General features: G+C 68.0%; 23 protein-coding genes. 6 read left to right on the forward strand and 17 right to left on the reverse strand.

What is annotated here, in order from left to right; genetic code table 11:
- Position 1 precedes the first annotated feature (1 nt).
- From EOW66_RS10010 to EOW66_RS10055, 10 genes are all read right to left on the reverse strand, one after another.
- Positions 2-307, reverse strand: coding sequence for a hypothetical protein (locus EOW66_RS10010; RefSeq protein WP_128156232.1), 306 nt, complete (start codon positions 305-307; stop codon positions 2-4).
- Positions 307-726 carry a response regulator transcription factor gene (locus EOW66_RS10015; protein ID WP_128156233.1) on the reverse strand — a complete coding sequence of 140 codons (420 nt, stop codon included), beginning with the start codon at positions 724-726 and terminating at the stop codon, positions 307-309. Before EOW66_RS10015 ends, EOW66_RS10010 begins: the two co-directional genes overlap by 1 nt.
- Before the next feature lie 77 nt (positions 727-803).
- Entirely contained in the window at positions 804-2108 is a 1305-nt protein-coding gene (locus EOW66_RS10020; RefSeq protein ID WP_128156234.1) for a helix-turn-helix transcriptional regulator, read from the reverse strand.
- 213 nt (positions 2109-2321) lie between these two features.
- Positions 2322-2759, reverse strand: coding sequence for a hypothetical protein (locus EOW66_RS10025; protein ID WP_128156235.1), 438 nt, complete (start codon positions 2757-2759; stop codon positions 2322-2324).
- A gap of 99 nt (positions 2760-2858) precedes the next feature.
- Complete coding sequence (locus EOW66_RS10030) at positions 2859-3839, reverse strand: ABC transporter substrate-binding protein (RefSeq protein ID WP_128156236.1); 981 nt, start codon at positions 3837-3839, stop codon at positions 2859-2861.
- A 47-nt stretch (positions 3840-3886) separates the two neighbouring features.
- Positions 3887-4735 carry an ABC transporter permease gene (locus EOW66_RS10035; RefSeq protein ID WP_128156237.1) on the reverse strand — a complete coding sequence of 283 codons (849 nt, stop codon included), beginning with the start codon at positions 4733-4735 and terminating at the stop codon, positions 3887-3889.
- Positions 4732-5595 (reverse strand): ABC transporter permease, encoded by an 864-nt coding sequence (locus tag EOW66_RS10040; protein WP_128156238.1) that lies wholly within the window; start codon positions 5593-5595, stop codon positions 4732-4734. Before EOW66_RS10040 ends, EOW66_RS10035 begins: the two co-directional genes overlap by 4 nt.
- Before the next feature lie 24 nt (positions 5596-5619).
- Positions 5620-6408 carry an ABC transporter ATP-binding protein gene (locus EOW66_RS10045; protein ID WP_128156239.1) on the reverse strand — a complete coding sequence of 263 codons (789 nt, stop codon included), beginning with the start codon at positions 6406-6408 and terminating at the stop codon, positions 5620-5622.
- Positions 6408-7862 (reverse strand): dihydropyrimidinase, encoded by a 1455-nt coding sequence (gene hydA, locus EOW66_RS10050; protein WP_128156240.1) that lies wholly within the window; start codon positions 7860-7862, stop codon positions 6408-6410. Before hydA ends, EOW66_RS10045 begins: the two co-directional genes overlap by 1 nt.
- Positions 7863-7933: 71 nt before the next feature.
- Positions 7934-9184: a Zn-dependent hydrolase gene (locus EOW66_RS10055; RefSeq protein ID WP_128156241.1), complete on the reverse strand. Its 1251-nt coding sequence runs from the start codon at positions 9182-9184 to the stop codon at positions 7934-7936.
- A 205-nt stretch (positions 9185-9389) separates the two neighbouring features.
- Here EOW66_RS10055 and EOW66_RS10060 point away from each other — a divergent pair, with 205 nt between their 5' ends.
- The 3 genes from EOW66_RS10060 to EOW66_RS10070 all read left to right on the forward strand — a co-directional run bounded on the left by EOW66_RS10060 (position 9390) and on the right by EOW66_RS10070 (position 11506).
- A complete protein-coding gene (locus EOW66_RS10060) occupies positions 9390-9968 on the forward strand; it encodes a TetR/AcrR family transcriptional regulator (protein ID WP_239017560.1) in 579 nt (192 codons plus the stop codon).
- Between the two features lie 244 nt (positions 9969-10212).
- Complete coding sequence (locus EOW66_RS10065) at positions 10213-10824, forward strand: TetR family transcriptional regulator C-terminal domain-containing protein (RefSeq protein ID WP_113900730.1); 612 nt, start codon at positions 10213-10215, stop codon at positions 10822-10824.
- A 106-nt stretch (positions 10825-10930) separates the two neighbouring features.
- Entirely contained in the window at positions 10931-11506 is a 576-nt protein-coding gene (locus EOW66_RS10070; RefSeq protein WP_128156243.1) for a hypothetical protein, read from the forward strand.
- A gap of 6 nt (positions 11507-11512) precedes the next feature.
- Here EOW66_RS10070 and preA read toward each other — a convergent pair whose 3' ends face one another.
- Positions 11513-12832, reverse strand: coding sequence for an NAD-dependent dihydropyrimidine dehydrogenase subunit PreA (preA, locus tag EOW66_RS10075; RefSeq protein WP_128156244.1), 1320 nt, complete (start codon positions 12830-12832; stop codon positions 11513-11515).
- Between the two features lie 3 nt (positions 12833-12835).
- A complete protein-coding gene (locus EOW66_RS10080) occupies positions 12836-14173 on the reverse strand; it encodes an NAD(P)-dependent oxidoreductase (protein WP_128156245.1) in 1338 nt (445 codons plus the stop codon).
- A 291-nt stretch (positions 14174-14464) separates the two neighbouring features.
- On the opposite strand from EOW66_RS10080, the gene accB reads away from it, so the two are divergent.
- The 3 genes from accB (at position 14465) to aat (ending at position 17059) form a co-directional block, all read left to right on the forward strand.
- On the forward strand, positions 14465-14947 hold the full coding sequence (gene accB / locus EOW66_RS10085) for an acetyl-CoA carboxylase biotin carboxyl carrier protein (RefSeq protein WP_128156246.1): 483 nt from the start codon (positions 14465-14467) through the stop codon (positions 14945-14947).
- Between the two features lie 10 nt (positions 14948-14957).
- Entirely contained in the window at positions 14958-16304 is a 1347-nt protein-coding gene (accC, locus tag EOW66_RS10090) for an acetyl-CoA carboxylase biotin carboxylase subunit (RefSeq protein ID WP_128156247.1), read from the forward strand.
- Positions 16305-16420: 116 nt separating this feature from the next.
- Positions 16421-17059 (forward strand): leucyl/phenylalanyl-tRNA--protein transferase, encoded by a 639-nt coding sequence (gene aat, locus EOW66_RS10095; protein ID WP_128156248.1) that lies wholly within the window; start codon positions 16421-16423, stop codon positions 17057-17059.
- Here aat and EOW66_RS10100 read toward each other — a convergent pair.
- The 5 genes from EOW66_RS10100 to EOW66_RS10120 form a co-directional block, all read right to left on the reverse strand.
- The gene (locus EOW66_RS10100; protein WP_113900705.1) at positions 17023-17400 is read right to left on the reverse strand and encodes a DUF2155 domain-containing protein; all 378 of its coding nucleotides are present in this window, start codon (positions 17398-17400) and stop codon (positions 17023-17025) included. The two genes, aat and EOW66_RS10100, sit on opposite strands and share 37 nt — an antisense overlap.
- A complete protein-coding gene (gene mlaD / locus EOW66_RS10105; protein WP_113900704.1) occupies positions 17397-17894 on the reverse strand; it encodes an outer membrane lipid asymmetry maintenance protein MlaD in 498 nt (165 codons plus the stop codon). The genes EOW66_RS10100 and mlaD overlap by 4 nt, the downstream gene beginning before the upstream one ends.
- A 37-nt stretch (positions 17895-17931) precedes the next feature.
- Positions 17932-18312 (reverse strand): NADH:ubiquinone oxidoreductase subunit NDUFA12, encoded by a 381-nt coding sequence (locus EOW66_RS10110; RefSeq protein WP_128156249.1) that lies wholly within the window; start codon positions 18310-18312, stop codon positions 17932-17934.
- A gap of 94 nt (positions 18313-18406) precedes the next feature.
- A complete protein-coding gene (clpX, locus tag EOW66_RS10115; RefSeq protein ID WP_128156250.1) occupies positions 18407-19675 on the reverse strand; it encodes an ATP-dependent Clp protease ATP-binding subunit ClpX in 1269 nt (422 codons plus the stop codon).
- Positions 19676-19789: 114 nt separating this feature from the next.
- The gene (locus EOW66_RS10120) at positions 19790-20419 is read right to left on the reverse strand and encodes an ATP-dependent Clp protease proteolytic subunit (RefSeq protein ID WP_128156251.1); all 630 of its coding nucleotides are present in this window, start codon (positions 20417-20419) and stop codon (positions 19790-19792) included.
- Positions 20420-20424 lie beyond the last annotated feature (5 nt).

Consider the following 20424-nt stretch of genomic DNA (forward strand, 5'->3'; position numbering starts at 1 on the left):
GTCAGCCGTCCTCGCCCGGCCCGGTGCCCGGCGGCGGCCCGCCCACCGCCTCCTCCTCGGCCTCGAGCGCCGGGCCAAGGCCGCGGGCCAGACCAAAGGCCGCAAGGATCAGCCCGCACCAGACGAGGAAGAGATAGATCCCGCCGGCGCCGGTGCCGGGCCAGTCGCTGCCGTCCGAATGCCACAGCCCGGGCAGCAGCAACAGCACCGCCCCGAGGAGCGGCAGCACGCGACCGCCGTCCATCATCCGCCGGCGGCGGTAGGACCGGCGGGCAAGGAACAGCGGCTGGCCGGCGCCGCGCGGCATCAGCGCTGCCCCGGCCCGGCGACCGCGGCTGCGGCCCCGCCCGGGGTGCCGGTCCCGGCGATCGCCTCGAGCGCGGCGACGACATCGGCATTGGCGAAGGGTTTCGCAAGGAAGGCGGTGGCGCCGGCCTGCTCGGCCGCCTCGCGGTCACGCGCCTGGCCGCGGGCGGTCAGCATCAGCACCGGCGTTGCGGCAAGGCGCGGATCGGCGCGCAGGTCAGTCAGGATCTCGAGCCCCGACCGGCCGGGCAGCATCAGATCGAGGATGACCGCCTCGGGTCGCAACTCGGCAATGCGCGCGAGCGCCTGCGCCCCGTTCGCCTCGAGCATGACCTGCCATCCCGCACGTCCGAGGATGAACCGGATCGCCTCGGCGATATGCGGCTCGTCCTCGATCAGCAGCACCTGACGTTGCGCCATCCTGTGCCTCCTCTCCCCCTCGGCCGACTATCGCGGGCCGGGGCCGTGCTGTCAAACGGCGCGCGGTATCGGGGGCCTCAACGTTCGGGCAGGATCGAGGGCTCGCGCCGCCCCGGGCAGCCCGCACGCGGACAGATCCGGCACGAACTGCCGACCGCGCGCGCTCTCTCCGTGCGCCCGGGCGGGGCGGGCAGAAGCAGCATCATCGCCTCGCGCAGCACCGGCCCGTCGAAGCCGCCGACCGGGTGCTGGGCGCACCAGGCATAGGCAAGGAAGCGCGCCGGCAGCCGCCCGGCCACGTCGATCACCGCGCGCACCGGCTGCGAGGGCCGCGCCAGCGCCTCGTAGAGCGGCCAGAGCGGACAGGCGGCGCCAAAGCGCGGCGGGGCGAAGCCCGGCACCGGCCGGCGCAGGGTCAGCGTGCCCGAGCCGTCGCAGGCGACAAGCCCCGCCGGCACCCGGCCGGGCAGGCCCGGCGGCAGCGTGGCGAGGCGGCGAAAGACCATCTCGACCGGCGCGCCGAAGCGCGCGGCAAGAAGCCCCGGTTCGGGCCCGAGCTCGGTCAGCGCGTCGGAGAACGCCGCCAGCGGCAGCGCCCGCGCCTCGGCCGCCGCCCGCGCGACATGGGCGAGCGCCAGCTCGCGCGCCGCGGCCGAGGCAAGCTCGGGCACCCCCTCGATCAGCACCTCGGGCGCGGGCGGGGCGTCGGTTTCCAGCTCGGCCAGATGCCAGTCGCGCCCGGCAAGCCAGGTCTCGAGCTGCTCGAGCGGTGCGGCAAGACCGGTCTCGGCGGTCTCCATTTCATCAAGATAGCCCACCAGCGATTCCGCCGTGCCCGACAGCCGCAGGCTTTCTTCCGCCATGGTGCGCAGGAAACGGCTGCGCCATTCGGGCTCGATATCCTCGGTCTCGGCCAGGATCGCCGCGGTCGAGCGCAACGAGGTCACCGCCGAGAGCACCTCGTGCAGGTTGTCGAGCAGGAACGGGTCCTGCGCCATGCGCTCGGCATAGGCCTCGACCACCCGCTCGAGCGCGCCGACGCGGGCCTGACGATCGGCCAGAACCGCGGCCCAGCCCGGGAAGCGGCCGACGAATTCCTCGATCCGCTCGAGCTCTGGCCCGGCCTTCTCCGTCCCTGCGGCGGCCTCGCGCAGCCCGTCGAAAAGCCCCGCCTCGGCCCCTTCGGAGAGCGCCACCGGCTCGACCCCGAGCGCGCGTGCCAAGGCCTCGAGCAGATCGTCGCCGACGCGGCGGCGGTTGTGCTCGATCAGGTTCAGATAGGCCGCGGAAATGCCGACGCCGCGCGCGAGATCGGCCTGCTTCACCTGCAGCGCCGTGCGCCGCTCGCGGATCCGCGTGCCGGTGAGGGCGGAACGGGCCACGGTCACCTCCCTTCGTGTCCATTCCCAGAATTTACAGGCAATAGACTGGCAGAAAAAGCATTTTACGCAAAGCAGCCGGTGTTTTCAGGCCCGCGGCGGGGAAAACCGTCCGCTCCCGGGGGGGGCGCCGCCCCGCTCTCCGCCCTGCCCCGCACCTGCGAGGAAATCACCGTCAGCACCGCCCCGCGCCCGCCCCTTGCCGAAGACGCGGAGCTAGTTTTCGAGACTGCCGAAGTGCGCGCCATAATTCATCGCGCGGCGGGTGCAGCGGTCGAGGGCGAAGTCGAACCAGGCCCGCTCGCGCCCGTGCGACGCCCTCAGGTCGGCGCCGAGCGTCCCCCGCCCGGCGGCGATCGCCGGCCCCATGCCCGAGACATCGAGCCGGCGCAAGCGGCCGATCCAGAACTGCGCCGCCTCGTCCTGCAACGAGCCGACCGGGGCGCCCGCGGGCAGGTATTCCTGCGCAACGGCCAGACAATAGCCCGCCTCGACCGCCTCGGTCGGGGTGTCGAAAAGATAGCCCGGCGGCGCGGCGAACTGGCTTTTCCACACCGCCCAGAACAGCCCCGCCACGACGACGACAAGCAGCCCGCCGCCGGTCCAGAGCAGCGGCGCGGGCAGGTCCTCGTCGGTCACATAGGTGCGGGTCATGGGCAGTCCTCCGCCGCCGAGATCAGCACAGAGGGATTAAGGAATCGCGCATGAAAAAAGGGCGCCCCGCAGGGCGCCCCAGATCCGCGCGGGCCGTGCTTACTTCAGCGCCGCGTCGGTGATCTCGAGCGTATAGGCCCCTTCCGGCGCCTTCGAGATGACCGGGTCCGAGCCGCCGGCCAGCAGGATCTTCACCGTGCGCTCGTAATCGGCCGGATCGAGCGCGCCGTTCGAGCCCATGGTGAGCTTGGCGATCTCGCCCATCATCCGCTTCTGGTGCTTCTCGGTCTGCGCGCCCGACTCGTCGTTCTCGAGCACGATCTCGGCCGCCTCGTCGGGGTTCGCCTCGGCGTATTTCCAGCCCTTCATCGAGGCGCGGACGAACTTGACCATCTTCTCCTTGAAGGCCGGGTCCTTGAGCTTGTCTTCCATGACATAAAGCCCGTCCTCGAGCGTGGCGACGCCCTCGTCCTCGTACTTGAAGGTGACGAGATCCTCGGGCGCGATGCCCGCATCGATCACCTGCCAGTATTCGTTATAGGTCATCGTCGAGATGCAGGCGGCCTGTTTCTGCAACAGCGGATCGACGTTGAAGCCCTGCTTCAGCACCTTCACGCCATCGGCCGAGCCGTCGGTCGGGATGCCAAGCGTCGCCATCCAGCTCAGGAACGGGTATTCGTTGCCGCCGAACCAGACGCCGAGCGTCTTGCCCTTGAAGTCCTCGGGCCCCTTGATCCCGGTTTCCTTCAGGCAGGTCAGCATCATGCCCGAATGCTTGAAGGGCTGGGCGATATTGACAAGCGCCAGCCCCTTCTCGCGCGCGGCAAGCGCCGAGGGCATCCAGTCGACGGTGACATCGGCGCCGCCGCCGGCCATCACCTGCGTGGGCGAGATGTCCGGGCCGCCCGGCATGATGTCGACGTCGAGCCCCTCTTCCTTGTAGAAGCCCTTGTCCTTGGCCACGTAATAGCCTGCGAACTGAGCCTGGGTGACCCATTTCAGCTGCAGCTTGACCTCTTCGGCCGACACGCCCCCCGCCATCAGGGCCAGCGCCGCCGCACCGATCAGAAATTTCTTCATCGTCGTCTCCACAGTTGACCCCGGGTGTCTCCCCGGTGTTGAAAAACTCATTTCGCGCGCTGCGAGGGGTGCCAGAAGGTCACCGCCTTCTCGATCAGCACCATCATCCCGAAAAAGCCCGAGCCGGCGAGGGCCGCCACCGCAATTTCCGACCAGACGAGCGGCATATCAAGCTGCCCCACCGCGGTCGAAATGCGGAAGCCCATGCCGCGCGTCGGACTGCCGAAAAATTCGGCAACGATCGCGCCGATCAGCGCCAGCGTGGTGGCGATCTTCAGCCCGTTGAACAGGAAGGGCATCGCCGCCGGCAGGCGCATCTTCAGAAGGCTTTGCCGGTAGGTGGCGGAATAGGTCTGCATCAGGTCGCGCTGCAGCGCGTCGGTGGCGGCAAGCCCCGCGACCATGTTCACCAGCACCGGGAAGAACACCATCACCACGACGACCGCCGCCTTCGACTGCCAGTCGAAGCCGAACCACATCACCAGGATCGGCGCGATGCCGACGATCGGCAGGGCGGCGACGAAATTGCCCACCGGCAGCAGGCCGCGCTGCAGGAAGGGCGAGCGGTCGACGGCGATCGCCACCAGCACCGCCGCGCCGCAGCCGATGACATAGCCCGCCAGCGCGCCCTTCAGGATGGTCTGGGCGAAATCACCCCAGAGCAGCGCAGTGCTTTCGGCAAAGCGCGCCGCGATCATCGAAGGCGGCGGCAGGATCACCGGGCTGACCGCCAGCCCGATCACCATCCCCTGCCACAGCACCAGCAAGGTGATGCCGAACAGCACCGGCACCAGCAGGCGCGCCCAGCGATGCCCGCCCCAGCGGTTGGCGATGGCGACGTTCAGCGCCGAGGCCGCGATCCAGAAGGCGAGTGCCGCCCAGCCCTGCCAGCTCATCGTGCCATCCCCATGCGCTTGAGTGTCACCGCCTCGACCGCGCCGACCACGGCCACCAGCGCCGCCGCCAGCAGCGCCGCGGCAAAGAGCGCGGCCCAGATCTGGATCGTCTGGCCGTAATAGCTGCCCGAGAGCAGCCGCGCGCCCAGACCCGCAGTCGCCCCCGCCGGCAGCTCGGCGACGATCGTGCCGACCAGCGCCGCCGCGACACCGACCTTCAGCGAGGCGAAGAGATAGGGCATCGAGGACGGCAGCCGCAGCTTCCACAGCACCGCGGCGCGCGGTGCGCTGTAGGTGCGCAGCAGGTCAAGCTGCATCCCGTCGGGCGCGCGCAGCCCCTTCACCATGCCGACGAGGATCGGGAAGAAGCTGAGATAGGCCGCGATGATCGCCTTCGGCACCAGCCCCTTGATGCCGAGCGAGGCAAGCACCACGATCACCATCGGCGCGATCGCCAGGATCGGGATGGTCTGGCTGGCGATCGCCCAGGGCATCACCGACATGTCCATGGCGCGGCTGTGCACGATGCCCACGGCAAGGATCAGCCCCGCCGCGGTGCCCAGCACGAAGCCCGCGAGCGTCGCCGAGAGCGTGACCCAGCCGTGATAGACGAGCGAGCGTTTCGAGGTGATCTTCTGCCCCGCAACGCCGTCCCACAGCCCTTTCAGCACCTGATGCGGCGCGGGCAGAACCGGGCGCTCCTGCGCCATGGTTTCCGAGAGGAGCTGCGCCGTCGTCACCTCGGTGCCCGCCCGCGCGGCCTGGTCATAGACCCATTTCGAATTCAGCCAGACCGCCGCGCCGTACCACAGCACGACAATCGCGGCGACAACGGTCAGCACCGGCAGGATCCGGTTCATGGCATCTCTCCCCCTGCGCCGCGCTCAGACCTCATAGGCATGCCCCGCCCGCAGCCCCTCGCGCACCCGGTGCGCGATCTCGAGGAATTCGCGGCTGTCGCGGATTTCAAGCGGCCGCTCGCCGCGCGGCAACGGGCTGTCGATGACGTCGGTGATCCGGCCCGGCCGCGGGCTCATCACCACGATCTTCGTCGACAGATACACCGCCTCGGGGATCGAATGGGTGACGAAGCCGATGGTCTTGCCGGTGCGCGACCAGAGCTTCAAAAGCTCCTCGTTCAGCCGGTCGCGCACGATTTCGTCAAGCGCGCCGAAGGGTTCGTCCATCAGCAGGATCTCGGCGTCAAAAGCGAGCGCGCGCGCGATCGAGGCGCGCTGCTGCATGCCACCCGAGAGCTGCCAGGGGAACTTCTTGCCAAAGCCCTTGAGGTCGACCAGCTCGAGCACCTTCTCGACCCGCGCCTCCTGATCGGCTTTCGGATAGCCCATGATCTCGAGCGGCAGGCGGATGTTGCCGGCGATGGTGCGCCAGGGGTAGAGCCCCGCCGCCTGGAACACATAGCCATAGCTGCGTTCGCGGCGGGCGTCGTCGGCGCTCATGCCGCGCACCTTCAGCGTGCCGCCGGTGGGGGTTTCGAGCGCCGCAATGCAGCGCAGGAAGGTGGTCTTGCCGCAGCCCGAGGGCCCGATGAAGGAGACGAACTCCCCCTTCGCGACCTCGAGGTTTACATCGCGCAGCGCCTGCACGGGGCCGTCGTTGGTCTGAAAGACCAGATCGACGCCCCGCGCCTCGATGATCGGGATCGCTGCCATCACACCCCCGAGGCCGGAATGCCGGCACGCGCGACCGGACGCGGCGCGGTGAGCTCCTTCCAGGTCGAGAGCGCGCGGTTGACCGTGCCGTTCGGCGCGCGCGCCACGAATTCGCCATGGCCCTCGGGCGCCAGCACCTTGCCATCGGCATAGGCGAGCATCCCCCGCGACAGCGTGTAGCGCGGCAGGCCGTGCACCTCGATGCCCTCGAAGACGTTGTATTCGATCGCCGATTGCTGGGTCTTGGCGGAAATCACCTTCGACACTTCCGGGTCCCAGACCACCAGATCGGCGTCCGAGCCGACCAGCACCGCACCCTTCTTCGGATAGCAGTTCAGGATCTTCGCGATATTCGTCGAGGTCACGGCGACGAATTCGTTCATCGTGATCCGACCGGTGTTCACGCCCTTCTCCCACAGCACCGGCATCCGGTCCTCAAGGCCCCCGGTGCCATTCGGGATCTTGGTGAAATCGCCGACGCCATAGCGCTTCTGCTCGACGGTGAAGGCGCAATGGTCGGTGGCGACACAGCTCAGCGTGCCCGAGGCGAGCCCGGCCCAGAGGCTGTCCTGATGCTTCTTGTTGCGGAAGGGCGGCGACATCACCCGGCCCGCGGCGTGATCCCAGTCGGGGTTCGCATATTCGCTCTCGTCAAGCGTCAGATGCTGGATCAGCGGCTCGCCCCAGACCCGCTTGCCGTTCATCTTGGCGCGGCGGATCGCCTCGTGCGCCTCCTCGCAGGAGGTGTGCACGACGTAAAGCGGCACCCCCGCCATGTCGGCGATCATGATCGCGCGGTTGGTGGCCTCGCCCTCGACCTGCGAGGGGCGCGAATAGGCATGCGCCTCGGGCCCGGTGTTGCCCTCGGCCAAGAGCTTTGCCGACATCTCGGCAACGATATCGCCGTTCTCGGCATGGACGAGCGGGATCGCGCCGAGTTCCGCACAGCGCTTGAACGAGGCGAACAGCTCATCGTCATTCACCATCAGCGAGCCCTTGTAGGCCATGAAATGCTTGAAGGTGGTGATGCCGAGGCCGACGACCTCCTTCATCTCCTCGAAGACCTGCTCGCCCCACCAGGTCACCGCCATGTGGAAGGAATAGTCGCAGCGCGCCCGCGCCGACTTGTTGTGCCAGGCCTTGTAGGCGTCGAGCAGGCTCTGCCCCGGCGCCGGCACCGCGAAATCGACGACCATCGTCGTGCCGCCCGCCAGCGCCGCGCGCGTGCCATAGTCGAAATCATCGGCCGAGAAGGTCCCCATGAAGGGAAACTCGAGATGGGTGTGCGGGTCGATGCCGCCGGGCATGACATAGCAGCCCTCGGCCTCGAGCACCGCGTCGCCCGCCAGATCCGGCCCGATTTCGATGATCTTGCCGCCCTCGATCAGCACGTCCGCCTTGTAGGTCAGATCGGCGGTGACGATGGTTCCGTTCTTGATGACTGTGGTGGTCATGGATAACTCCCTTGGCCTTTTTCCTGGCCGAAATACTCCGGGGGTCCGGGGGCAGCGCCCCCGGCCGTGCCTCAGGCGACGACTTCCGCCGTCTCGAGCACCGCATGCAGCAGCACATCCGCGCCGGCCGCGGCCCAGTCGGGGCTGATCTCCTCGGCCTCGTTGTGGCTCAGACCGCCGACGCAGGGGCACATGATCATCGTGGTCGGCGCCACCTTGGCGGCCCAGCAGGCATCGTGGCCGGCGCCCGAGACGATGTCCATGTGGCTGTAGCCCAGCTTTTCGGCCGCCGCGCGGACCCGGCCCACGAGTTCCGGCGTGAAGGTCACCGGGTCGAAATGGCCCACCGCCTCGACCGCACAGCCGACGCCGAGCTCGGCACAGATCGCCGCGGCGCGGGTCTCGATCGCGGCGCGCATCGCGTCGAGCTTTTCCTGATCGACGGTGCGGATGTCGACGGTGAAGACCACCGTGCCGGGCAGCACGTTGCGCGAATTGGGCGAGAAGGTCACCTGCCCGACGCCGCCCACGGCGTTCGGCTGGGCGGCCATCGTCACCTCCTGCACCATCTCGAAGATCCGTGCCATCGCGAGGCCCGCGTTCACCCGCATCGCCATCGGCGTCGAGCCGGTATGCGCCTCCTTGCCGGTCAGGGTGAACTCGAGCCACCACAGCCCCTGGCAATGGGTGACGACGCCGATCGTCTTCTCCTCGGCCTCGAGGATCGGCCCCTGTTCGATGTGATATTCGAAATAGGCGTGCATCTTGCGCGCGCCGACCGCTTCGCTGCCCTTCCAGCCGATCCGCTCGAGCTCGGCGCCATAGGTCTTGCCCTCGAGGTCCTTGCGGCCATAGGCGTAGTCGAGCGTATGCACGCCCGCGAAGACGCCCGAGGCGAGCATCGCCGGGGCAAAGCGCGCCCCCTCCTCGTTCGCCCAGTTCGTCAGCACGATCGGATGCTTTGTCCTGATCCCCAGATCGTTCATCGTGCGCAGCGTCTCGAGCCCGGCCAGAACGCCCAGCACGCCATCATATTTGCCGCCCGTCGGCTGGGTGTCGAGATGCGAGCCGATATAGACCGGCAGCGCGTCGGGCTCGGTGCCCTCGCGGCGCATGAACATCGTGCCCATCTGGTCGACGCCCATCGTCAGGCCCGCGGCCTCGCACCAGCTCTGGAACAGCGCGCGGCCCTCGGCGTCGGCATCGGTCAGGGTCTGGCGGTTGTTGCCGCCGGCCACGCCGGGGCCGATCTTCGCCATCTCCATCAGGCTGTCCCACAGGCGTGCGGAATTGATGCGGAGGTTTTCTCCGGGTGCAGACATCTTGCGAACTCCCTGTCGACTGCGGGGCGTCTTGCCCTCTTGCGACGAATCTTTTTCTGACCGTATGGTCAGGTTGAGGGAGCCACGTCCTGACCATCCGGTCAACAAGTTTTCCACCGCAGGGGGCGCCGTGAACGAAACCACCGCAGCAGGACGCCCAAAAAATGGGCGCCGCACCGCAAACCGCAAGGCGAACGAGGAAACGATCCTCAAGGCGGCCGAAACCGTCTTTGCCGAGGCCGGTTTCGGCGGCGCGACAATGCAATTGATCGCCGACATGGCGGGCCTGCCGAAAGCCAATCTGCATTACTATTTCGCCACCAAGGAGGCGCTCTATCGCGCCGTGGTCGAGCGCATCTTCCGGATCTGGCTGGCCGCGGCGAATGTGATGGACGATGCCGCCGGCCCGGCCGAGGGCATCGGCGCCTATATCGACGCCAAGCTCGAGATCTCGCGCCGGCATGCGAATGGCTCGAAGGTCTGGGCGTCGGAGGTGATGCATGGCGCGCCGGTGATCCAGGATTATCTGGAGACCACGCTGCGCGACTGGACGGCGGGGCGCGCGGCGGTGATCCGGCGCTGGATCGCCGAGGGCAAGATGGCCGAGGTGAACCCCGAGCACCTGCTCTACATGCTCTGGGCCGCGACCCAGCATTACGCCGATTTCGGCCATCAGATCGAGGTGCTGAACGGCGGCCCGCTGAGCGAGGAAGACTGGGCCGCGGCCAAGGCCTCGGTCAAGGAGATCATCCTGCGCGGCATCGGCGCCGCGCCGAAATCCTGATCCGGATCAGGGAAAATCAACGACTTCCGGGCACCGCCGCACAGGGCTGGCATGGATCGTGGCCTTCGGCGGCGGCGCCCGGTCGCCCGCCGGCCCGCGCCTGCAGTCCGCCCCCGCCCGTCCACCGCGGGACCGGGGCCTCGCGGCCTCCGGCCCCTGCCGGCGCAGAACCGGCCCCGATCCGTTGAACCCCCCGGAAACCTGAAGTATACCGCGAGGATCCGGAGGAGAGAATTTGGCCGAGATCACGCCCCAGCGTCCGCGCACCCGCATCCAGCGCCGCAACATCGGGACCATCCTCGAGGCCGCGCTCGAGGTGTTCTCGGCGCAGGGCTTCCGCGGTGCGACGCTCGACCAGATCGCCCAGGCGGCGGGGCTGTCGAAGCCGAACCTGCTCTACTACTTCCCCTCGAAGGAGGCGATCCACGTCGAGCTGCTGAGCGGGCTGCTCGACGACTGGCTGGCGCCGCTGCGCGCGATGGACCCGGCGGGCGAGCCCAAGGCCGAAATCATGGCCTACATGCACCGCAAGCTCGAGATGAGCCGCGAGATGCCGCGCGAGAGCCGCCTCTTTGCCAACGAGATCTTGCAAGGCGCGCCGCGGATGAGCGCGCTTCTGGGCAGCGAGCTGAAGGAGCTTGTGGACGAGAAGGCGGCGGTGATCCGCGCCTGGTCCGAGGCCGGCCGCATCGCCCCGGTCGATCCCCATCACCTGATTTTCTCGATCTGGGCGCTGACCCAGCACTACGCCGATTTCGACGTGCAGGTGCGCGCCGTGCTCGGCCCCGGGCGCGACCCGCTCGACGAGGCCGGGCAGTTCCTCGACACGCTGTTCGAGCGGCTGCTCGCCCCCTGAGCGGCTGCATTAACCACTCCCTGAAATAAACCCTCCCGGATTTACCCGCGGATAACCCCGAGGGCACAGAGTGAACCCGTGGAGGAACCGGGCGAGGAGGTTGGGAATGGACCGGATTTCCGGAGTGCTGCCCCAGATCGGCTGGTCGCCGCAGCTGGTTCCGGCTGCACCGAAGGCCGCCCCTGCCACCACCGTCGAGCCGGTCCGCAGCAGCGCCGACACCGCCGGCGGGATGGGGGCGGATGTCGACACCGGCAGCGGCACCGATTTCGTGGCCCGGATCCGCAGCCTGTTGCGACAGGACGGCACCGGAGCCGATCCGGCCGGGCCGGACGCCGCCAGGGCCATCGTGCCGCGGATCGAGGCTGCGCCGGACCCCGATGCGCCGACCGGGCCGCCCCCGGCCTTCGAGGTGACGCCGCTCGAGGCGCATGTCGCCGCCCTGCGCCCGCGCCCGCTGCACGAGATGTCTTCTCTTCGCGCGCCCGCCGGCGAAGACCTTGCGGCCACGGTCGCGGCGCAGGTCGTTCCGATGCGACCCGCCGTCGCGCCGGCGCAAGCCAGCGCCACCGCCCCCGCGTCAGACGAACGCCCCGCGACCTTGCCGCGGGGCGCCTGGCCGCTCGGGGCCGAGGTCAGGGGCGCGGTCCCGCCGGGGCCAAGCCTCGACGTGACGCGCTGAGCGGGATCACTCTGCCGCGGCGATGCCGCCGGTGTAGTTCGACGAGCCCGGGTTGTTCGGATGCGTCGTCCAGTTCGCATAGGGCGCAACCTTGCGCCCGGTGCGCGGGTCCACCGTGCCAAGCGGCAGGGTCTTCATGCTGATGCAATCGACCGGGCAGACATCGACGCAGAGGTTGCAGGCGACGCATTCCTCGTCCTTCACGGTGAAGGTGCGGTCCTCGCTCATCGCGATCGCCTGGTGCGAGGTGTCCTCGCAGGCGGCATAGCAGCGCCCGCACTTGATGCAATCCTCCTGGTCGATCACCGCCTTGGTGACGTGGTTCAGGTTCAGGTGCTGCCATTCCGAGAAATTCGGCACCGCGCGCCCGACGATCTCCTCGACCGAGGTGAAGCCCTTCCTGTCCATATAGTCCGACAGGCCCGAGATCATCTCCTGCACCACCTTGAAGCCATAGGTCATCGCCGCGGTGCAGACCTGCACATTGCCCGCCCCCATCGCCAGGAACTCGGCCGCGTCGCGCCAGGTGGTGACGCCGCCGATGCCCGAGATCGGCAGGCCGCGGGTCTCGGCGTAACGCGCGATCTCGCCCACCATGTTCAGCGCGATCGGCTTCACCGCCGGGCCGCAATAGCCGCCATGCGTGCCCTTGCCGTCGATCATCGGCTCGGGGCAGAAGTCGTCGAGATTGACCGAGGTCACCGATTTGATCGTGTTGATCAGGCTGACCGCATCCGCCCCGCCGCGCTTCGCGGCAAGCGCCGGCGGCAGGATCGAGGTGACATTGGGCGTCAGCTTCACGATGCAGGGCATGCGCGAATATTGCTTCACCCAGCGGGTCACCATCTCGATGTATTCGGGCACCTGCCCCACCGCCGAGCCCATGCCGCGTTCGGCCATGCCATGCGGGCAGCCGAAGTTCAGCTCGACGCCGTCGGCGCCGGTATCCTCGACATGGGCGAGGATCGCCTTCCAGCTGTCCTCCTCGCAGGGCACCATCAGCGACACGACAAGCGCCCGGTCGGGATAGTCGCGCTTGACCGACTTGATCTCGCGCAGGTTGACCTCGAGCGGGCGGTCGGTGATCAGCTCGATGTTGTTGATCCCCATCACCCGCCGGTCGCCGCCATAGATCACGCCGTAGCGCGGCCCCGAGACGTTGACGACGGGCGGCCCCTCGGCGCCGAGGGTCTTCCACACGACGCCGCCCCAGCCCGCCTCATAGGCGCGGCGGACGTTGTATTCCTTGTCGGTCGGCGGCGCCGAGGCGAGCCAGAACGGGTTCGGCGACTTGATGCCGATGAAGTTGCTGCGCAGGTCCGCCATGTGTCAGGCCCCCATCAGGAAAGAGTGGATGTCTTCGGCCGCATCGCGCCCCTGCGCGACGGCGGTCACCGTCAGGTCCTCGCCCGCGGGCGCGCAGTCGCCGCCCGCCCAGACCCGCGCAAGGCTTGTCCGCCCCGCCCCGTCGGTGCCGATCTTCGGCCCGGCCGTCTTCACCCCCTCGGGCAGCGCGCCAAGCGTCTGGCCGATCGCCGAGAGCACCTGATCCGCCTTCAGCCGGAAGGTGTCGTCGAGCATCCGCAGCCCGGCGCCGCCGGTCTCGGTGCGCGCGAACTCGACCTCGAGCCCGCCCGCGACGGCATGGATCGCCACCGGCGCGGCGTTGCAGATGATCCGCACGCCATGCGTCGCGGCGTGCTCCTGCTCGTGACCCGAGGCCGGCATCTCGGCCTGCGCGCGGCGATAGACGATGGTCGAGGTCTCGGCGCCGAGCAGCTTTGCCTGCACCGCCGCATCGACCGCCGTCATGCCGCCGCCGATCACCACCACCTTGCGCCCGACCGGCAGGGTGGCGAGGTCGTCGGCCTGCCGCAGCGCCGCGATGAACGCGGTCGCGGGGGTCGCAAGCTCGCCCCCCGGCAGGTTCAGCGCGTTCACCCCGGACAGCCCGATGCCGAGGAAGACGGCGTCGTGCCGGCCGAGCAGATCCGCGAGCGTGCCGTCGCCCGCCCGGCCAAGCGCCCAGTTCGTCACCACCTCGATGCCGCCCACCTGCAACAGCCAAGCCACCTCGCGCGCGGCGAAATCATCAGGCGCCTTGTAGGCGGCGATGCCGTATTCATCGAGCCCGCCAAGCTTCGGCTTCGCCTCGTAGAGCGTCACCTTGTGGCCCTTGAGCGCAAGCCTGTGCGCACAGGCAAGCCCCGCGGGCCCGCCGCCCACCACCGCGACCGAGTGCCCGGTGGGCGCGCCGGCGGTGAAGGGGTGGCCCTGCTTTTCAAGCACCGTGTCGGTGGCGAAGCGTTGCAGCAGGCCGATCTCGACCGGCTTGCCCTCGGCCTCCATCCGCACGCAGGCGCCCTCGCACAGGTTCTCGGTCGGGCAGACGCGGGCGCACATGCCGCCGAGGATGTTCTGCGAGAAGATCGTCTTCGCCGCCGCCTCGGGCGTGCCGGTGGCGATCTGCCGGATGAAGAGCGGAATGTCGATCGTCGTCGGGCAGGCCGTGGCGCAGGGCGCGTCATGGCAGAAATAGCACCGATCCGCCGCCACCGCGGCCGCATGGGCGGTGAGCGGCGGCGCGACATCCTGGAAATTCGCCGCATAGAGCTCGGGCGAAAGCCGCCCGGGCGCGACCCCGGGCGTGAACTGGCTGTTGGTCACCTTGGACCTCCCTGGCTTTGTTATTGTCCCCACGCTTGCACGGGCCAAAATTTTATCAAGTGGTAAAATACGCCGCGCCGCCGCATCCGGGGGGATTTGCCCGCAACCGCGGCATCCCGCGCGGTCTTGCCGAAAAATTGGGCGAAATCGCCGGCCTTCGCCCTGCCGCGGCGTCAGTCGTTCGCGCTTTCCTCCCCGGCCCGGCTGGCGTATAAGGCGGTCCTGATACCGGGGCGCCCGGCACCAAACGACCGGGCCGACCAGAACCTGACAGCATCCTTTGAGGACGGCATGACCAAACAATCCCATGAAAACGACGTGGCTTTCATTCAGGCGCTCGCCGAGCTTCTGAACAGCAACGACCTCACCGAAATCTCGGTTGTGCGGGAATACGGCGAGGATGACAGCCTCGAAGTGCGCGTGGTGAAGCAGGCGACGGTGATCGCCGCGGCCCCCGCCCCCGTCTATGCGGCCCCCGCCGCTGCGCCGGTTGCGGCCGCCGCTCCCGCCGCCGCGGTCGATGCCGACCCGGCCTCGCTGCCCGGCGCCGTGACCTCGCCGATGGTCGGCACCGCCTATCTGGCGCCGGAACCGGGCGCCAATGCCTTCGTCAAGGTCGGCGACACGGTGAAGGAGGGCCAGACCCTGCTGATCGTCGAGGCGATGAAGACGATGAACCACATCCCGGCGCCGCATTCGGGCACGGTCAAGCGCATCCTCGTCGACGACGGCACGCCGGTCGAATACGGCTCGGCGCTGATGATCGTCGAGTGAGGGCATGCCCATGTTCGACAAGATCCTGATCGCCAACCGGGGCGAGATCGCCCTGCGGGTGATCCGCGCCTGCCGCGAGATGGGGATCGCCTCGGTCGCGGTGCACTCGACCGCCGACACCGACGCCATGCATGTGCGCATGGCCGACGAGAGCGTCTGCATCGGCCCGCCGCCGTCGTCCGAGAGCTATCTCTCGATCCCCGCGATCGTCGCCGCCTGCGAGATCACCGGCGCCCAGGCGATCCACCCGGGCTATGGCTTCCTTTCGGAAAACGCGAACTTCGTGCAGGTGCTCGAGGATCACGGCATCACCTTCATCGGCCCCTCGGCGGAGCATATCCGCATCATGGGCGACAAGATCACCGCCAAGGAAACCGCGAAGAGCCTCGGCATTCCGGTGGTGCCGGGCTCGGCCGGTGGCGTGCATGACGTCGACGAGGCGAAGCGCACCGCGGCCGAGATCGGCTATCCGGTGATCATCAAGGCCACCGCCGGCGGCGGCGGGCGCGGCATGAAGGTCGCCGAGACCGAGGCCGAACTCGAGATCGCCTTCCGCACCGCGCGCTCGGAGGCGAAGGCCGCCTTCGGCAATGACGAGGTCTACATGGAGAAATATCTCCAGAAGCCGCGTCACATCGAGATCCAGGTCTTCGGCGATGGCAAGGGCCGCGCCGTGCATCTGGGCGAGCGCGACTGCTCGCTGCAGCGCCGCCACCAGAAGGTGCTGGAAGAGGCCCCCGGCCCCTGCATCACCCCCGAACAGCGCACGCGGATCGGCAAGATCTGTGCCGACGCGATGGCCAAGCTCGGCTATTCGGGCGCCGGCACGATCGAGTTCCTGTTCGAGGACGGCGAGTTCTATTTCATCGAGATGAACACCCGGCTGCAGGTGGAACACCCGGTGACCGAGGCGATCTTCGGCGTCGATCTGGTGCGCGAGCAGATCCGCGTCGCGGCCGGTGAGGCGATGGAATTCCGCCAGGAAGACCTGAAGATCCGCGGCGCCGCGATCGAAGTGCGGATCAACGCCGAGCGGTTGCCGAACTTCTCCCCCTGCCCCGGCCGCATCACCCAGTACCACGCCCCGGGCGGGCTCGGTGTGCGCGTCGATTCGGCGCTGTACGACGGCTACAAGATCCCGCCCTATTACGACAGCCTGATCGGCAAGCTGATCGTGCACGGGCGTGACCGGCAGGAGGCGCTGGCGCGTCTCAGCCGGGCGCTGAGCGAGCTGATCGTCGATGGCGTCGACACCACGGTGCCGCTGTTCACCGCGCTGCTGCAGGAGCCCGACATCCTGAAGGGCGACTACTCGATCCACTGGCTCGAGAAGTGGCTGAAGAAGACCTACGGCTGAACCGCCCGGCCCCCGGATACAGAAACGCCCCCGCAAGGGGGCGTTTTTCTTTGCACAAACCCGTTTGAACCCGCCCCGATTCCGGCCCATTGTGCCAGTGCAGCAAAGGGGGGCCGATGGTGCAGGGACTGACCGCAGAGATGCTGCTTTCGGGCTATGCCCACGGCATCTTCCCGATGGCGCAAAGCCGCGACGATCCTGAACTTCTGTGGTTCGAGCCGCACGCCCGCGGCATCGTGCCGCTCAGGGGCTTCCATGTCTCGCGCTCGCTTGCCCGCACGATCCGCCGCGGCGGCTTCGAGATCCGCATCGACACCGCCTTCCGTGCCGTGGTCGAGGCCTGCGCCGCGCGCGAGGAAACCTGGATCAACGGCCCGCTCTTCACCCTCTATGACGCGCTCTTCGCGATCGGGCACGCCCATTCGCTCGAGGTCTGGCAAGGGGGCGCGCTGGTCGGCGGGGTGTTCGGCGTGACGCTGGGCGGCGCCTTCTTCGGCGAGAGCATGTTCTCGCGCGTGCCCGATGCCTCGAAGGTGGCGCTGACCTACACCGTCGACCGGCTGCAGCAGACCGGGTTTGTGCTGTTCGACACGCAATACCTGACGCCGCATCTGGCAAGCCTTGGAGGGGTCGAGATCCCGCGGCTCGAGTATCGCCGCCGGCTCGCTGCGGCGCTGCCCCTGGCCGCCGATTTCACCGCGGCCCCGGTGCCCGATGCTCAGTCGGTCTTGCAGCGCATGACCCAGACGTCATAGCGCTGATGGTCGAGCGCCGAGAGCGCCGGGCTGTCGGCGATCATCCAGCCCTCGAACACCGGCTGCGCGACGTTCGGATCGGTGATGATGAGATAGGCATAGGCGTTCGACGAGGGGTCATCCGCCGGATAGCGGCATTCCTTCAGCGTCACCTGGAGATGACCGAATTCAACGGTCTGGCCCACCGCCAGCACGATGTCGGATGCGGTCGCCGACACCTTGTCGAGACCGCGCAGCACCGCGCCGGATGCCTCGGCCAGCCCGTCGCCGCCATCCTGCGCGACAGCCGCCGTCGCCCCGACTGCGAGCGCCAGCGCCGCGGCGCGCAGGGCCGCGATCATTGCGGCGCCCCGGTGGCGCCGGCATCGGTGCCGGTCGCATCCTTCGGCTTGTCCGCGCCGCCGCCGACGAATTTCATCAGCAGCCCGAGCGTCGAGACCGCGCCCTGGGTGTCGAGGATCTCGTCGCCCGGAGCAAAGTTGTCGACGCTGCCGCCCGGCAGGATCTCGATGAACGAGCCGCCCATCAGCCCCTCGGAGGCGACGATGATCTGCGAATCGTCGGGCAACTCGACGCCCTTGTTGATTGCGACCGAGGTGTCGGCGAAGAAGGTCTTGGTATCGAGCCGGATGTCGGTGACGGTGCCGATCTTGACCCCCGCCATGCGCACGTCGGTGCCCGGCGTCACCCCCTCGACCGAGCGGAACGAGGCATGCAACGGATAGCTGCCCGCAGCGGTGCCGAAGCTGTGCCCCTTGCCGGCCCAGAACAGGAAGCCGGCGGCGACAGCCAGAACGACCGCCCCGGTCAGCACTTCAACGCGATTCTCGCTCATGATCTCTCCTGCGCAGGGACCCGGCAGGGCCCCGGCCTCATTCGGCCGGCTGCCAGGCCTCGTAGTCGCGCCGTTCGACCGGCGCGTCACGCCGAATCGAGCCGGCCGGCACATAGGCCGCGTCGGTGCCGGTGCGGTTCGCCAGATGCGGCAGCTCCCACGATTTATGCGCAACGGCGACCTTGGTCGGCGGCTCGTCCCAGGTGAAGTGGATCCAGCCGTGCCATTCCGGCGGAATGCGGCTCGCCTCGATCTCGCCGTTGTAGATCACCCAGCGACGCTTGCCGTCCTTGGTCTGGTAATAGACGTTGCCTTCCGCATCCTCGCCCACCTTCACGCCCTTGCGGGCCGTGAACATCCGGATCCCCGAGGTCTGGGACTGGTTCCACCAGGTAAAAATGCGAAGCAGAAAGTTCATGCCATCCTCCGCGGGCTTTTGCCCGTTTATAGCCTGTTGCGCGGCAAGGTCCAGAGCCGCTTGCGAAAAGGGCGGGCCTGCGCCCGCCCCGCGCTCAGCTGGCGCTTTTCGGCTCTTTCTTCGCGTTTTCCGCGTAGATCAGCAGCGGTTTCGCCTCGGCGGTCTCGACCGCCTCCTCGTTCACCACGACCTCCTGCACGCCGGTCATGCCGGGCAGCTCGAACATGGTGTCGAGCAGGATGTCTTCCATGATCGAGCGCAGGCCGCGCGCGCCGGTCTTGCGCTTGATCGCGCGTTTGGCGATGGCGCTCAGCGCATCGGGGGTGAAGCTCAGCTTCACGCCCTCGATGTCGAAGAGACGCTGATACTGCTTCACCAGCGCGTTCTTCGGCTCGGTCAGGATGGTGACCAGCGCGTCCTCGTCGAGATCCTCGAGCGTGGCGATCACCGGCAGACGGCCGACGAACTCGGGGATCAGGCCGAATTTCAGCAGGTCTTCCGGCTCGAGCTCCTTGAACAGCTCGCCCGCCGACCGCTCGTCGGGCCCTTTCACCACCGCGCCGAAGCCCATCGCCGAGCCCTTGCCGCGCTGCGCGATGATCCGGTCGAGGCCGGCAAAGGCGCCGCCGCAGATGAACAGGATGTTCGTGGTGTCGACCTGCAGGAATTCCTGCTGCGGATGCTTGCGCCCGCCCTGCGGCGGCACGGAGGCAACGGTGCCCTCCATGATCTTCAGCAGCGCCTGCTGCACGCCCTCGCCCGAGACGTCGCGGGTGATCGAGGGGTTGTCCGACTTGCGGGTGATCTTGTCGACCTCGTCGATGTAGACGATGCCGCGCTGCGCCCGCTCGACGTTGTATTCGCTCGCCTGCAACAGCTTCAGGATGATGTTCTCGACATCCTCGCCGACATAGCCGGCTTCGGTCAGCGTCGTCGCATCGGCCATGGTGAAGGGCACATCAAGGATGCGCGCCAGCGTCTGCGCCAGCAGCGTCTTGCCGCAGCCGGTCGGCCCGATCAGCAGGATGTTCGACTTCGACAGCTCGATGTCGGACTTCGCGCTGTTGTTCAGCCGTTTGTAATGGTTGTGCACCGCGACCGAGAGCACGCGCTTCGCATGCATCTGACCGATCACGTAATCGTCGAGCACCTTGCAGATGTCGCGCGGCGTGGGCACCCCGTCGGTCGACTTGAGCCCCGAGCTCTTCGTCTCCTCGCGGATGATGTCCATGCACAGCTCGACGCATTCGTCGCAGATGAACACGGTCGGGCCCGCAATCAGCTTGCGCACCTCATGCTGGCTCTTGCCGCAGAACGAGCAGTAGAGCGTGTTCTTGCTGTCGGAGCCGGAATTGTTCGCCATCGTCTTCCTCTGCTCTGGCCCGGAACGCGGGTCCCTGGGTGGGCCGCCCCTGAAGTTTAGGGCAGCCCCATGGTCATCACAATGTCAAAAATCCTGCCCCGTCCCGGGGAAGGATCACTTCTCCGCCTCGGCCTTGCCGCGGCTGTCGAGGATGTCGTCGATCAGGCCCCAGGCCTTCGCATCCTCGGCCGACATGAAGTTGTCGCGCTCGAGCGCCGCCTCGACGGTCTCGTAATCGTTGCCGGTGTGCTTGACGTAGATCTCGTTCAGGCGGCGCTTCAGCTTCTGCGTCTCCTGGGCGTGGATCATGATGTCGGTGGCCTGGCCCTGATAGCCGCCCGAAGGCTGGTGCACCATCACGCGCGAGTTCGGCAGCGAGAAGCGCATGCCCTTCTCGCCGGCCTGCAGCAGCAGCGAGCCCATCGAGGCCGCCTGGCCGATGACGAGCGTCGAGACCTTCGGCCGGATGTACTGCATCGTGTCGTAGATCGACAGACCCGAGGTCACCACGCCGCCCGGGCTGTTGATGTACATCGCGATTTCCTTGGTCGGGTTCTCCGCCTCGAGGAACAGCAGCTGCGCGCAGATCAGCGTCGACATGCCGTCATGCACCGGCCCCGCGAGGAAGATGATCCGCTCCTTCAGCAGGCGCGAGTAGATGTCATAGGCACGCTCGCCACGCGAGGTCTGTTCGACCACCATCGGCACCAGCGTGTTCATGTAGAGGTCGATCGGATCCTTCATTCCTC

Source organism: Paenirhodobacter huangdaonensis, from assembly GCF_004022465.1.
In the GTDB taxonomy this organism is placed as follows: Bacteria; Pseudomonadota; Alphaproteobacteria; order Rhodobacterales; family Rhodobacteraceae; genus Rhodobacter; species Rhodobacter huangdaonensis.